Origin of the sequence: Paenibacillus planticolens, from assembly GCF_013141725.1 — a bacterium.
Taxonomy (GTDB): Bacteria; Bacillota; Bacilli; order Paenibacillales; family NBRC-103111; genus Paenibacillus_E; species Paenibacillus_E planticolens.
Map to the genome: position 1 here is coordinate 240444 of NZ_WHNZ01000015.1, position 16543 is coordinate 256986.

The following is a 16543-nucleotide window of genomic DNA, read 5'->3' on the forward strand; positions in this document are numbered from 1 at the left end:
GCATGAGAAAAAAGCTCGTTGCAGCAGCTGTAACGATAATATTGCTGGTAGCTACGTACGGCATTTTATTTCAAATTAACAGGGTTCATGAGAAAAAAACACCGGTCGCATCGAGTGGTCGTATGGATCTTTCCGGCTGGCGTTTCGACGAAGATGGGTTTGTTCCGCTTGACGGGGAGTGGGAATTTTATCCGGGCAAGCTGCTTGGAATTGCGGACGCGCAATCGGCTTTAGACACCTTAGCTTCGCCTAAGCTGATTACCGTACCCGGTTCGTGGAGCAGCCTGACGAATACGCTCGGGATGGCCACCTATAGACTGCAAATCCGTGTGGATGACACCAATCGGGTTTACGGACTGAAGACGATGTCCATCCAATTGGCCAATCGCATTATGATCAACGGCGCCGTAATCGGCTCTGCTGGAGTGGTGTCGGACAAGGCGTCATATTCGGCGAACAATAAACCGTACGTAAGCTATTTTACATTGAAGCCGGGCTGGAACGAAATTATCGTTCAAGCGGCCAATTATGAATATGAGGCCAGCAGTGGCATTGCTAATTCCATCATTCTAGGAGATTCTTCACAGATTTCCAACCTGCGCGACAAGGCGCTTTCACACGATTTGATGTCCATTTGCAGTTTCTTGATCATGGGTTTGTATTTTACCGGCTTGTATTCCCAGCGCAAAAGCGACTATTCGCTTATTGCATTCGGACTTTTATGCATATTCATAACGTTGTATTTATCAACGCATGGGGAAAGATTGCTGGTCATCCTATTCGACTATATCCCGTTTTGGCTTTTAATTCGTTTGCAAAACGTATCGGTATATGCCACAGGGATCATGAATTTCATCTATGTGTATACGGCTTTCCGTTCATTTTGCTCCAAAAAGGTTGTATATGCAGGGGTTGCTGTCGGTGCAGGCTTGACGGTATTCGGTCTAACCGGTATTAGCTACGGCAAAATTCTTCTGCTGCTTACGACCATATACGGCACAGTTCCATTTTTGTATGCCACTTATGTGTATGTGCTGGCCGCCTTTCAGCGCGCGGAAGGAAGCAGGTATTTGGTCGTCGCCGCCATCGCCTTGAATCAGCATGTGATGATCCAAAATTTGAGCATTTATTCGAATGTGCCGGTATATACGATGGTCCCTTACGAGGTATTTCTAGTTCTACTGATGCTCGCCCTGTTGATGTCGCTGCGCTTCTCGAATGCATTCAAAAAGATCGAGCAGCTTTCCGTACAATTGCTCAACGCAGATAAATTAAAGGATGATTTTCTCTCGAAAACATCGCATGAGTTTAAAATGCCTTTACAGAGCATCATTACGATTTCCCAATCGATGATCGCCGATCGCCGCCAACCATTGCCGGCGGAACAGCAGGAGAAGCTGGAGCTCGTGCTCAGCATCAGCAGGAAGCTGTCGCAGCTCGTTTTGGATATTCTGGATTTATCCAAGCTGAAGCAGGGGGATTTGACCATACGGCCTGTTCCGATCGATGTGCGTTCGACGGTCGACATTGTTCTGCGTATCGTTTCGTTTATGACGGCCGGTAAACCTATTCGTTTAATTAACAGTGTTCCAGAGAGTTTGCCTTATATGCTTGCAGACGAAAACCGCTTCAGGCAAATTTTGAATAATTTGCTCGATAATGCGGTCAAACATACGGAAACCGGCAGCATTGAGGTGTCGGCCTCGGAGCGGGACGGAATCATAGAAATTTCTGTTCAAGATACGGGTGCGGGGATTGACCGGCATACGATGGAGCTCATTTTTGAGCCGTTTAAATCTTTCGAATCTCCGGAAAGTCAGGGTTTCGGGCTAGGGTTACCCATTGTCAAACAGCTCGTCGAGCTGCAGAACGGCACCATTTCCGTTTCTTCGGTGAAAGGCGAGGGCACCGTGTTTACCTTCAGTCTCCCTTTAGCCGAAAAAAGCGAAGGAGCAAGAACCACAGACTCACATGTTATCTACGAACCGAAGAAGGAACCTTACTATTCATTTCCTACTCCTTATTATTCGGAAGGTACAGGCAAGCATACGGTACTTATCGTGGACGATCATTATGCCAATCTGAAAATATTGATCGACGCGTTTGAGCCAATGGGCTACGACGTCATTGCCGTCAAAAACGGTTTTGAAGCCGTCGCGCAAATCGATAAGCCGAATACGGTCGATCTTGTCATTCTGGACCTCATGATGCCCGGGATGTCGGGCTTTGAGGTATGTCAGACGATCCGCAAAAAGTACACGCTGCTTGAAATGCCGGTATTGATGGTAACGACGGCAGCGCAGCCGCAGGATAAGCTCGCTGCCTTCGAGGCGGGGGCGAACGATTTTTTGCCGAAGCCGTTTGATACGATGGAGCTAAAGGCAAGGATCAAGGGTTTGTTGCTGATGAAGGATTCGCTGGCCAAAGCGATCGATATGGAAGTGGCGTTTCTGCAGTCGCAAATCAAGCCTCATTTTTTGTATAACGTACTGAACACGATCGTTGCATTAAGCTACACGGATGAGGAGAAATCAAGAAAGCTAACGATCGATCTGGCCGACTATTTGCGCGGCAGCTTCCGGTTCAGCAACGTTCAGAAGCGTACCTCTTTCGGGCAGGAGCTGAACCTGATCCGTTCATATATCGAGATCGAACGGGCAAGATTTAAAGATCGTCTGCAGGTTGAATACGATATTTCGGAGGCTATGTACGGTGTCAGCATTCCTCCGCTGCTCATTCAGCCGCTCGTAGAAAATGCCATTCGCCACGGTATAGGCGGCCTGACCGACGGGGGAACGGTAAAAATAACGGCAAACGAAACGGAGAAGCATTATTGCTTCCAAATCGAAGACAGCGGAGTCGGTATGGAGACCGCCCTGGTCAAGCGGCTTCTTGATCAGGAGTCTTCGGCTTTGCAGGGGGTCGGTTTGAAAAATATTATGAAGCGTCTTAAGTACGAGTACAATTCGGAATTAATTCTGGACAGCTCTCCTGGGAACGGAACCAAAATTACGGTTTTGATCCCCGCAGAGAAGATGGGATTCAGCTGATAGAACGACAGTCTCTTCACGGCGGTATGCCGGAAGGGGCTGTCGTTTTTTGTTTGAAAAGACGTTATTATATCACATTATGTTGGAATGTGGATGCTTATGAGGCTGAAGACCTAATCTTTTTAAGGTTTTTTTAAGGTTCTATGTCGTATTATGTCTGGAGGTATGGGTCTAATGGATTGCATTTAAGGTTATGAAGGAGGTTAGGTTTTCATGCTTTACAGCAAGAAGGCAAGAAGATGGATTGCAAATTTTTTGATTGTGTTTATGTGTATATCGCTGTTCCTGCCTTGGGATGTTCAGAAGGCAGAAGCAGCGGGCCAGGACTTGCAAGTTTTTTTTGGCAAAGGTGTGCAGCTCGGTAACTTAAGTTACCCTGCCACGAATTCCTTTGTCAACTTTACAGGCACGCCGGAGCCCGGCTTTGCGCAAACCACATTTTCAGATAGAGGAAGCGTATTTGGGGATGGATCGATCAACCCGAAGGGAGATAAGGGGTTTACACTTCGTTTTGAAGTGAACGTCAAGGATAACCCGACCTTGCTTGCCCTGGCCGAAAGCGGGAATGCAGAGGTCTCAGTCGGATGGAGCAAGCTGCGTTTCAATAAATTCGGCTGTTTCCTCGGCTGGTGTAAAACAAGGGTAACTTCTGCCGATTTCAAGATTTATTCCAATGGGACCGTCGGCCTTCCTCCTGACCCCGATGACGGTGACGGAGATGACGAGCCGGGAGGTGGGGAACCGGATCCCGACTATGTACCGCCGGTGGATGATGGAAGTGGCGACGGTGGCGACGACAGTGGCAGCAGTCCTGCTCCGGCAGATCCAGCACCGGCAAGTTTCGCCAGCAGCATGACATCGATGCTCGCAGCGAGTCCTGCATATGTATCGTTGAGTGGCGATTGCCGGGACAGCAGTGGTGTGAATCAATCGAAGACAGTGCCGCTTACGACGGGAACCGTTATTAAATTCACGGTTAATATAGAGGGGCAAGGAGCTGGAGCGGAAGGCGTATTTATCAAGTTCCAGCAAAACAAGCATCGTCCGAAATTGACCGGCTATACGTTTAAAGCCAATGGAGCGACCAGAGACAATAAAAACAGTGAAAAAGAGCTTTATGCTAAGAAAGACGAATATTTCAGCCTTGCGTACAACTTCACTGAACCGGTAAGACCAACATCGGTAAGTTTAATGGGGGACAGCGTTTCATTTCTTAAGCATCCGTTGTTTGTCAATTTGGCGGGCACGCTTTTGCCTGCTGCCGGTCAACAGCAATATTTGCTGAACGAGGACTACAAAACGGCAAATTTCAAGCAAATGAACAGTCTGCCTTATACGGATAGTCTGGAGTACAGGTATACGGCTGTTAAGTATCACCAGAATGGCAATATTCCGCTTCAACCGTTTATCGAAAGAACCAGTGCGGAGAAATCGGGCTCATCGACTTCGTTTACGATCGATTCGTCTTTAGAGCAAAAGCTGCGTGGGGCTGAACTTGCCGATGCAGCAGGGAATTTGGTGCAGGATTTCGGAGCGCTGAACAAAGCAAGCGATTCGAGCAAAAGCTATTTGCGCAATAAAACGGTCAATCCATTCGATTACGAACACGGGGGCTACCGGGCGATCGTAGATGCGGTGCGTCCCAAATATTCGAAGACCGGCAACGGCATTCAGCCGGAAATATTGACCGGCAGCACCTTGAACAACAACGACTCGTTTGATTTTACGGTGCAGCTGACGGAAGAGGCTGTTGTGAAAACCGGCTGGGACGTGAGGAAAACGTTCCTGCTGATGAACAACGGCATGAAAGCTTATTACGTATCCGGCGAGGGAACGGACAAGTGGGTTTTCCATCTGTCGATTCCCGGTGGCGTAAACATAGAGACTCCGCTTCTTAAGGCAATTGCCCTGACCAACGATGCCAATGTCATAAATCCGGCCACGGGCATGCCGAAAGATACGAATGTGCTGCAGGATTATGCGGGGAATTTGTTGATTCAGCCAGCCAACTATAACGGTATTTTCGTTGATCCGGAGGACGGCCTTGAGTCTTCCAACGTCAACTCCAAAATCGATTGGGCCCAGCTTGCGATCGATAATACGAAACCGACGGTCAGCTACCGGTACGAACCCGGAGGAGCAACCGATGCTACGTACCAAAAGAACGGAAAAATGACGATCGATGCCAACGACGCTACGATTATCGTGCCGTCGCTCGATCCGGTAGGGCCCGGGGAGGCAAGACCGAGCAGAGGCATCTACCGGCCGTCGAATATGACGGGATCTTCTTCACCGGCAGTCGGGTTAGTCTATTACTGGTGGAGCCAAAGTCAGGCTGATCCTTTTGAAAGCAAAGATAGCGATCATTTCGCTGCCGTTAAAAGATACTCGCTTACCGGCAAACAGCCGGGAGAAGATCTTTACCCCGGAGAATTTGCGAATATGAGCTTTAGTAGTGCCAATAACAAAACGAATCTGATTGTACTGCCGACGGAAGCGTTCGCTGAAGAAAATAGCGGACTATGGTATCTGCATACATGGACGGCAGATATGACCTGGGATACGGCACGGGAACTGATGCAGTACGAGAAGAAAAAATCTTTCATGCAAGACCCGGCAAACCAAGCGCAATACGAGGCTTGGAAAGCGGAGGCTCCGGGCGTATCCGAAGCCGATAAAATATTTTATGCCGATAATAAGGTTCTGGAAAAAGTAGGCAAATACACGCTGTGGCCGATGGACGATTTTAAGCATGACGATTCCAACTGGGTTCATAGCGTCGGAACGATCAAGGTGGACAACAAAGCGCCAACGGTGACTCCGACAGGAGTTATGGGAAATAACACCTCCGTCGTGCAGTTCCCGGTGACCATAACGGACGAGCACAGTGGTGTCCAAAGCAGTCTGTATCAATGGATGAAGGTTGGCAGCCAGCCGCAGGATATCAGTTGGCAGCCGGTTCCGCTTACGGGCAATAGCGCTACGCTAACTACCCAAAATGAAGTTGTTGAAGACGGAGATTATGTTCTGCTTATCAAAGCAACAGACAATGCGGGCAACGAGCGCATTTTCCAGAGCGACCCGATTACCGTCAATTCCTCTTCACTGATTAACGGAAGCTTCACAACACCTGCTGCTGTCGATAGCCAGGGCAGGCCAGTATTCGTAAAAAGCAGTGACGTCGAATTCAAGCTCATGGGGGTCGACAATCTTTCTCCCCAAATGTTCTCAACCGTGACGTCTTCGACCTATTCGTCGACAGTTACGCAAGACACCTATCTCGGGACGATGCTTACAATGGGCCCCAGCTCGGTTTATGTGGGCTATGCCTTAAGCGGAAGCTCGCTTCGTCCGGCGGAGTCGGCCTTTAAAGCCTTTCCGACTTACACGCTGACGGACGGGGGCCGCATGTACATGGTTCCGGCCGACACGACCAAAAATGGCACACAATACGTGCATATTATGGCAAAAGTAACTGAAAATGGATTCGAAAAGCAATATTACTTCTCCAAGGCTTATTATTTTGACAACGAGCCTCCGGTTGTAACGTTCAGCAAAAACAATGCTGCTTATCCGCAAGCTTCGCAATCGGTTACCGTAACGGTTGACGAGCCTTACAGCAAAGAGGGACTTCAAAAGAAATATCAATGGATCGTAGACGGACAACCCGATCCGAACGAAGCGACCGAGGGATGGATCGATTTGCCGGAGGATGGGAAGGCGGTTATCGACGGTGAGAAAGTGCTTCAACTGGGAGAGCAAAAGAACTTCCGTCTGTACGTGTGGGCTAAGGACGGAGCAGGGAATAGCGAACTGACCAAAACGACGGGCGTATTCGCCATCTCGAGGTCTGAAGATGCGGTCAAGCCGCCTTCCGATGTAACATCGGATTTGATTTATTTGTACGGCGACGACGAGGATGGTTATACGGCTATCGTGCAGTTAGGACTTGCGCAAGATTCCGTGGATAAAGGCGGGTACGATTTCTCATTATCTCCGGATAACGGGATTAGCTGGATGAAATGGCGGCCGTATACGAATTTTGTCGCTATTAAAGTAGCGACGAACAAGCCTTCCGAATTGCAGGTTCAGGTGAAATATCGAACGCCAAGCGGTGTAGTCGGTACGGCTAAAGCGCTGAGTGCAGCAAACATATCCAAAGACCAGCCGGTTTACGCGCTGGCTGCTCTTAGCAGCGAAAGACCGGTCAAATCGGAGATAGGCGCTGATATCGATATCACGATTCCGCTCGGTTTCAAAGTAACGCCGTCGGCCGTGAATCCGTCCACGCCAATTCGAACCGGCAACAAGTTTAATGTCAAACAGAACGGACTGTATACCTTCGATCTAACGGATATTGCCGATGCCAGCAGAAAAGCAACGCTTTATGCCGTAGTCAAAAATGTGGACGACACGAAGCCAACCGGAACCGTCGAGTATTTGACGACAGGGAAAACGAACGGAAACGTGACGGTCCAACTGACCGACCTTTCCAAGCCGGTCACGATTACGAATAATGAAGGGCGATCGGTATACAAGTTTACCCAGAACGGCTCGTTTACTTTCGAAATTAAAGACGAAGCGGGCAATACGAATTCGGTAACGGCAAATGTGTATAACATCGACAAAGAGGCGCCGCAGGTCAAGGTAATTCGCTCCTATGCCTACGGCGAGAACAACAGCCAAACGTTCGGCACGATTAAAGATGCCGGCGGCACAGTTCGCTTCTCCTCCGGAGTCACGTTGACAGTGGAAAAAGCGGACGCAAATGCGAAGGACTTCACCATAGCGGACGGCAAAACGAGCGTTATGCTGCTGGAAAACGGCACAGCCTCCTTTATGGTTTCCGATCTCTTCGGCAATACGGCCATTGTGAAGGAAACGGTAGACAACATCATCTCAGCGCCGCCGGAGGCGGAATCGATCACGTACAGCTATGTGGACGATGCTGGGAACCCGCTTTCCGATGACAAGGTTGTAACGATTAACGGGCAGAAATACGCCCGAGGCAAAATGAAAGTAACGCTCGGCGGCCGGACACAGGCGCCAAACATGGTCTTCGCGGGAGTCGCTCCGATTGTGGATGGCAGCCATTATAGCAACCAAATCAGCGATGCGAACGGCGCCTTCACGTACACACGCACATTCTCGGCGGACGGCAACACCTTGGTTGCTCTGTCGGACATACTCGGCAATACCAAGAAAGTGCCTGTATCTATTAAAGGACTGGACAACACGCCGCCGGACATCAAGCTGAGCTTGTCATCGGTAGGTATCGCCCAAAACAAGCCGGACTTTAACTTCCGGAAAGATCTGGGAGGATTCATCGTAAGCGACAACGTTTCTGCGGCCGATCAGATTGCAGTTTCAATCAGCGGGCTCGATCTGAGCAAGCTAGGCAGACAAAAGGTAACTTATATCGCAACGGATCAGGTTGGCAATACGGCTGTTGCCTACCAGGATGTTACGGTTGTCGCAAACGACGGCATGCTTATTTTCGCAGACGATGTGCTGATTTCCGGTTCCAGCAACGAATCCGCCTTGTTCAACCACAATACGCTCACTTTCCAAATCTCGAATTATAACGTCATGGAAGTTGGCGGACAAAATCGGATCAACGAATGGGGCACTTACGACCTGTTGGTTCAGCAGGGGCTGTATCGCGAAGGGCAAATGAAATATATCGCAACGAAAATATCATACAGCGACTTGGTGAAGAGCAAGTTCAAGGTCACCCTCCCGGAAACGGGCTGGTATACGATTATCGTAAGAAATCAGGAACGGGAACGCGAGTATGCGACTTTCTTTATCGGCAAAAAGGAATAGCGTGTGAGGGATAGGAGGCAGTTCATTTGAAGCTGGTCAGAAAGACATTTGTACTATTGCTGGCACTCATCATTATCGCAAGCTCGAATTTCCAAGTAGCTTCCGTCCTTGCGGCGGAGCTTGGCGGGCCCAAGGTAACGGTGCTGCAAAACGATTTTATTAAAATTACCGTCGATAACGCCACAGGGCGGTACGGCATAAGAACGGTGGAGGGGCAGCCGGTTCGGAAAAAGGATCAGAACGTCGATATGCTGTTCCGTGGCGACGATCCGGAAACGTCCTTCACGACTTTTCGGATTGACGGAACCGATTATATTTTCGGCAATCCTTACAAGTTTGCCGCCAATTTTTTCTCGGAAACCACGAAGCCCCGAATTGTCATAAATCCGAACGGGTCCAAGCAGACCGAAACGGTATGGACGATCAAAGGCGTTGAAATTAAGCAAATCCTTATGCTCTATAGCGACACGTCCGACAAGAAAAATGCCGGCAACGTAAACATTCGTTATGAAGTTATCAACAGAAGCGGCGCCCAGGTACAACTGGGCTCCCGTATTCTGCTGGATACGATGGTCGGAGGCAACGACGGGCCCGAGTTCCAAATCGGAACCGGCTATAAGGTTCCTCTGTCTGTCGAGAGAAAGCTGGTTCATGAGCCGGATTCGAGCATATCGGAAGAGGATAAGGCTTATTACAAACTCCCCCCATATTGGGTTATGCGTGATAAGCTCGATTTATCGAATCCGCTGGCAACGAACGTGATCGCTTACGGATTCAATAACTTTGCAGAGCAAAATATCAATATTGTGGATGAAATGATCGTAGGCCATTGGAACGGTCTGGCGAACACGAAATGGGATTATACCCCGAATCCGAATCTCGACTTTACGAGAGATACGAACGACTATGGCACGGCGGATTCGGCGGTAGCCTTATATTGGCAGCCGAAGCCGATTGCGAGCCAGACGATGCAAACATTTGAAACCGTCTATGGACTTGGCGAAATCATCGCGCCGGATAAAGTATTTTCCATCCGGTTTATGGATACACCGCAGCAATTGGCTACTTTGAGCGACAACAGCGATTATGCAAGCGAAGGCATATTTGATATGAACGCCGAGCTGGAGAACCTTGCTTCTTTTAATATGGAGCAATCTTACATCGAGGCTGAGCTGACGCTGGATAACGGGCTTAATTTCGTCAAGTTAGACGACCAGGGTAATATCGTGCGCGATGCGAAGGGCAAGGCGCTTACGGAATCATACCGCAGCAAGAAAATGGTATTCCGTAAACCGGCGACACCGGCGGAAGCGGAGCTGGGTATTATCCCGAAATTCAAACCCGGCGATACGGTCACTGCTTCGTTCAAAGTGCAGGCGAAGGGCAAGCCTTGGCCGACGACGAAGCAGTACATGATGACGGTAAGGAGTCCGGAAACGGAAGCCAAGCTGCAAGGGCAAACGGATGAAGGAATTAAAGCCCAATTCGAGTCGAATAAATCGAATTTCATTTTATTGCCGGCCATTGGGAATGCGGTGCCAACGTATGTGTTCGGCATGTCGCCGAAAGAGACGTACAGCACCGACGTCAAATATTTGGCCGTCAACTTGTCGAATATTGAGGCTTACAATCCGGGCAACGAGACAACCGAGCCCAACTTCGACTTGTTCCTCAAGGAGAAAGCAACAGGCAAACGTTATAAAGTACCAGTCAAAAACTCGGTCATTTTGCAGCCAACCGATGACGGGTACTCGGGAGATATGCGCATTACCTACAGAGGCGGGGACTTGGTTGACAGCAAGGGTACCGTCATTCAGGCCGGTCTAGGGCCGGAGCTTCCGCTCGGCCAATACCAGGTTGAAATTATTTATAAAGGCGACACCGGCGGCGACGCGGAAATCGCTTCGATGTACAGCATAACGACCAGTCAAACATTCGCCGTATCGGATGACGACAGCAACCGGATCCGGGAAGCGAAAATCATGGCGGTCTACAAGCAAAAATTCGATTTGAGCCATGCGCCGATCTCGCTAAGCGGAAGCTTGCTCGAGGAGCTGAACAGCGCATTTCCGGGAGCTCCTTTTAAACAGGGAATGAATTTGGCCGATGCTGTAGGTGTTTATAAGGCTGCCAAGTTATTTATGGGTGCTGCTACCAAGGCTTTGGACCCGGAATTCGATAACGCCGCCTTTAACGATCTAGAGTCATTAAAAGAAGTGCCTGTTTATCATTATCGCTTGTTCGAATCGGATGAAGCGATGGAGGAGTTTTTTAGTGAAGAAGATCGGGAGAAGCTTGTCGACATTCGCGGGATGATCAAGCAGGCGGGCACCGGAGCTGATCAGCAGGTTATCGTCGATACGAAAACGGAACCGGCCATCATTAACGGAGCCGTCGCGTATAAAGGCAAGGATATGGTGTTTACCCGAGGCAAGCTGGACCTCTTCGGAGTTAAACAAAAAGTGAACGGCTACGACAGCATGCCATTCTTCGACACGTTGTTTGTGAAGGGGGACGGGACGCTCAGTGTGGCAAGCAGCGGTTTTGTGTTCCATAAAGGGGAATGGACGCTGGACTTCTTCAACGGTTTTGAGAAAACGCTGGGCGAAGGATATACCATACCTCAGGCGGAGTATCCGGAGAAGAAAGGCAACGAGGAAGACGACAGCCTGAACGGCAGCTTGAAATGGGCTTCGGGTGCGCTTGGAGATAGGCTGAATCCGTTCAAGCAGCTGATGGTTCAGCTTGTATATTTCAACAAGCACAGTTTGTTTTCCGTACCGAATTTTACATTTTCAGGATTCGGCGTTTCCTTTAACGATTTTATTTTAAGACCCGGCGGCGTTTCCTTCGGCGGTACGATTTCTTTGAAAATATTAAACGCTGAAGTGAAGAACGTCGTGTTCAATGACAAAGGATTCGTCGGTATCGATGCTGCGCTCAAGTTCGATTTAAATGAGGAATTGGGCTTAATCGGACCGAAAAAAGGTGGCGAAGACGCCAAGAAAGAACCGGAAGGACCGAAGAAGCCGAGCGGCGAAATCGACATCACGCATTATGTGCAGCCGGTCGATGGCGTGTCCAACACATACGGCTTGAAATTTGACGCCCAGCTCAAAAGCATGACGGAGATCGGGGCGGAAATTGCGTTCAAGAAGGTGGATGACGGCAGGATTTTGCCGGATGTGCTTGCCTTCAAAGCATCCCTCAGCAACCCCGGCGTGCTCATTACCGGCGCCACTTATTTAACGGGTGTGCGGGGAGCGCTGCGCGAGCTGGCCGATACGATTGCCGGCGGCACGAAGGACGATCCGTTCCCGTTAGTCATCGAAGCGGGAGTTAGCTTACGGTTTGGCATCGCGCCTGCTTACCATTATGGCGACATTGATCTGACGTTAAAACGGACAGGTATTAAGCTGGATGGGAAACTCGGCTTTTCGACCAAAAGCAATGCGAGTAAAGACGATTTAATTCCGATGTTGACCCAGGCGCTTATTGAGGCCCAGTGGGTGACTCCATGGTTCGTGCGCTTGCAGGCTGAAGTGGATATCGGAGGCTGGGATGTCATTGTCGGACGCGTCGGAATTTTTGTCGGACAAAACCTGGAGAAGCACCGAACCGATTTTGAGGGCTACATCGGCGCGAAGATCCAGATCCCGAGCGCGGTCCCTGTTGTCGGCGGGATGCCGCTGTCCAGCGTCTTTTTCGGATTAAATAACGATAAAATTTGGGGCAGCGTAGGCATTCTGTTTATTTCCCTGGGCGTTACTTACTATTGGGGCGGCGGTATCGAATTCGGCACCTCCGGCGAGCAGCTCCCCGAAGGCTTTACCCACGTGCTCATCAACGATCCGGAACACGGTCCGCGCTTGCTCGTCGTCGGGCAAGGTGTGAAGACAGTGGCCACATCGTGGGTCGAAGCAGAGAAAGAAACGCACGAGATCGTATACCGTGACGTTGCTCCAGGCGTACAAGTCATGGACAACGGAGCAATGAACATCGGAATCGGCGGCATCACAGTGAAAAACAGCGGGCGCTTGCACGAAATTCCAACAAGCGGCATATCCGGCAATGCCATTATCGAAGTGGAGTACACAGATAAGGACATGCCTGGTTTAACGCTCAAGGATTCGGCCGGCAAGCCGTATCCGATCGTGATCGACAACACGAACACGAATCCGGCGGCTACCGCATTTACGCAGCATATCCCGGCCGCTCAAGCGAGCGATCAAGTGGATCACCGGAAGGCGTTTATCGTCGTTCCGCAAGATAAAATCAAGGATAGCGGCACATGGACGCTTACGTCCACATCGGCCGTTCAAACCAAACTGCTTAACGTTCCGACGCTGCCGCAGCTGAACAACGTCGGTTTGACGAAGAATAGCGGAGATGCGAATAAATTCACGGCAAGTTGGTCGGTGAACAATGCCAAGGCGGGAGATACCGTTAATCTCTACTTGACCAAGGATGCCGTAACCGGAGACAAGGCGAAGCTTGAGAACGGTCAAGAAGTGCTTGAGCCGGGCGAACCGGGCATGCTGCTTGCCAAAGACATCCCCGTTGCCGAAGGCGGCGTAGTGTCAGGGGCAATGACAAGCGGCAGCAAGGTCATCGACGTAACGAAGGTCAGTATGATGGGCGCCGACGAGGACATTCGTGGACTGCTGCAGCAAGGCAGCTATTATTTGCGGGCCGAGCTCAAGTCTGACAGCGCGTTCGGCACCAAGACGTCGGCGGAGAAATTCGACATCGTCGACCCTCTGGCTCCTCAGGAGGTCAGCGACGTCTCCATCGAGCCTGCGGGCAACGGATTTTTCCAGCTGAGCTTCAAACCGGCGCCGATAAAGCCCGCTCTGAAAAATTACGAGCACAGCTATGTCATTAGCGCCATGCAGGAGCAGGACGGCAAGTTGGCATCTTATCCGAATTTCGGTGAGCTTATGTTTACCGAAGCGGAGTTGGCAAGTCATTGGAATGCCGCGACCGGCAAATACGAAGGCATTAAGATAGGCGGTTGGACGGCGACGACAACGAGCGAGAGCGTCGATCTCAAAAGCTTGAACAGCGCCCCTGCGGATCCGAAAGATATCAAATATACCGGTTTACAGGTAGGGCAAGAGTATATCGTAGGCGTTTCGTCTGTCGTCAAGCCTTCCAAGGAAGCCGACAAAAACGAGAATTATCATTATGCCGCCAGAACGGACAGCGCGAGGAAGCTGCTGCCGGTACCGGCCAAACCGGTGCTTGAAACCAGCAGGGAAAAGCTTGGCGCGCCTGGGCCGAAAATCGACTTGTTGACCAATCAAGTCACGCAGCAAAACATCCAGCTGTTCTCCGATCAGCAGGATATTACCGTGGAAGCTTACTATGACAATCAATTGATCGGTAAGACTACACTGCAAAATGACGGAAAAGGTAGTCACGGCACCCTGCAGTTGACTCCGTTTACGACGGACGGGACTTATGCGATCGAGCTGCTTGCGACCAATGCGAAAACGAAAGATTACAAGGTCAAAATGCTTTATCTAATCGTAGATACGATCGCTCCCGTGCTGTACTTGGACGAGCCTTCAACAGGGGCAAGAACGAGCGGCGGGAAAATCCGTTTTTCCGGCAGAACCTCGAACGACGCTGAACTTACGGTCATCGGGAACAAGAAAGAAACCAAGCTTCATGTGACGGATAACGGAAGTTTCTCAGGAGATATTGCGGTGGAATCGACGGATCCAACCATACAGCTTACCGTTAAGGCGCGCGACGGCGCGGGCAATGAAAATTCGGCCATCGTGTCAATTACGAATGACCAGTTCCATGTACCTGCAGGGCTCGTAATCAAGCAGCTGCCGGTCATGAAGCCGGGAGACAGCGCGAAGCTGGAAGCCAATCTGCGTGTATCCGACGGCAAAGATGCACAGGGTAAGCCGAAGTTCAAGGAGATTCCGGTCTCTGCGGACAAAGTCAGCTATTCGGTCTTGTCAGGGGATGCGGCACAGCTGAACAAAGACGGTAAGTCGATCACCGCGCTTGGCAGAGGGGCCAGCCTTGTTCAGGCGGAATATCAGGTTGCTGATGGCGTTACGCTGCAAGCGATGGCGGCGGCAACCGTAGAAATTTCCGCACCGACGGTACTTGGCAGTATTCAAGCCAGTACTTCGACAATCGCTAACGACGGCTCCCATACGAAGGTGGCTGTGAGCGATGCAGGGGAAATGCTCGGATTCCAGCTTGTTTATAAAGTGTTTTCCAAAGGTGCGGGCGCAGTGCCGCAGCTTAACCAAGATATTAGCTCTTGGAGCTTCCTGCCTCAAGACGGGATCGTTTCCGCACAATCGGGCGATAGCGTCGTAGTGGCGAAACGAACCTCATCGGGCAAGTTGGCGGTAGGGGCAGCAGCACTGTCTGCCAACGTTTGGCTGCCGCAGTTTGGCGGCTTCGGTGGCGGCGGCGGGCCTATTCCGGTCACGACCAGTTCCGATATCGTCATCGGCCAGCAGCGTATTAGCGCCGAGAAAAAGGACGACGTGGTCGTAGCGGATATCGATGGGAAGTATGTGGATGCCTCCGGCGCCAAGGATATCGTGATCGCTTCTGAGGATCGCACGGCTAAGGGCTTTACGTTCCGTCTGGATAAGGAGATCGGCCGGCAGGCGATCGGCAAACAACGGAATATCGTCATCAAAGTGCCTTTAGCTGAGCTCGTTCTGACGCCGAAGATGCTGGCAAACATGAAAGACAATCTGGAAGTTCATATTTTTAGAAACTTAAGCGAAGAGCTTGACGGCCTGAGCAAGCTGGCTGGCAGTCTGGACTCCACCTTGCTCGCGGGCGGTCAGGGCGTATCGATCAAGACAAACATCCCTGCAGCCGACTGGAATGGCTATGCGGCCACTCGTATCCCGCTGCCGGATTCACTGGGGCCTGCTGATATTACGGCGGTTGTGCTGAAAAGTCCGGATGGCGCTTGGACACCGGTACCGTGGAAGCTGACAGGTGATGCGGCCTCGGTCGATGTTCAATTGACCGGAGAAGGCAATCTCATCTTTATCCGGAACGTGAAAACGTTCGGGGACGTGCAGAATGACTTCTGGGGGAAAGAGGTCACTTACCAAGCGGCAGCCAAATTGTTTGTGCTTGGCAAGGCGGAAGATCGCTTCGAACCGGAAAGCTACATTACGCGGGCCGAATATCCGACGATTCTGCTGCGGGTTGCAGGCATGATGAACAAGAAAGCTGAAGCCGAATTTACGGATATCGCTTCAGATGATTGGTACAACCAAAGCGTGGGAGTTGCAGCGCGAATGGGCATCGTCAACGGTTTAGCTGACGGAAGCTTCGCTCCTCAGTCAACCGTGTCGAGAATTGAGGCGATGACGATGGCGGGAAGACTGCTTGAAGCGCTGGGACGCAGCCAAGAGATGTCGGAAGAGGAAGCGGACAAGGTGCTTAGTGCCTTCGCGGACGGCACATCCGTTCCCGGCTGGGCTAAAATACCAGCTGCGGTCTGCATCCAAAACGGAATCATCGAAGGGGACAACAACAACGTGAATCCGTTAAGCGAACTAACAAGAGCTCAGGCAGCGGCGATCGCAATTAGACTCGATTCGTGGCTTGCAAGCCGTTAATAACGAAAAGATACCGACACAAGTCTTCATGACCTGTGCCGGTAT

3 protein-coding genes are annotated in these 16543 nt (G+C 50.7%); all 3 read left to right on the top strand.

Features of this window, described 5'->3' with window-relative positions; translation table 11 throughout:
• The first annotated feature begins 2 nt into the window (after positions 1 to 2).
• The 3 genes from GC097_RS07355 (at position 3) to GC097_RS07365 (ending at position 16498) form a co-directional block, all read left to right on the top strand.
• Positions 3 to 3050, top strand: coding sequence for a hybrid sensor histidine kinase/response regulator (locus GC097_RS07355; protein WP_171682664.1), 3048 nt, complete (start codon positions 3 to 5; stop codon positions 3048 to 3050).
• A 213-nt stretch (positions 3051 to 3263) separates the two neighbouring features.
• Positions 3264 to 8876 (top strand): hypothetical protein, encoded by a 5613-nt coding sequence (locus GC097_RS07360; protein WP_171682665.1) that lies wholly within the window; start codon positions 3264 to 3266, stop codon positions 8874 to 8876.
• Positions 8877 to 8902: 26 nt separating this feature from the next.
• Complete coding sequence (locus GC097_RS07365; protein ID WP_171682666.1) at positions 8903 to 16498, top strand: S-layer homology domain-containing protein; 7596 nt, start codon at positions 8903 to 8905, stop codon at positions 16496 to 16498.
• The last annotated feature ends 45 nt before the right edge of the window (positions 16499 to 16543 follow it).

Bases quoted from the DNA above. Each gene is read 5' to 3' on its own strand.
- GC097_RS07355 (WP_171682664.1), top strand. From the start codon at position 3: ATGAGAAAAAAGCTCGTTGCAGCAGCTGTAACGATAATATTGCTGGTA.
- GC097_RS07360 (WP_171682665.1), top strand. From the start codon at position 3,264: ATGCTTTACAGCAAGAAGGCAAGAAGATGGATTGCAAATTTTTTGATT.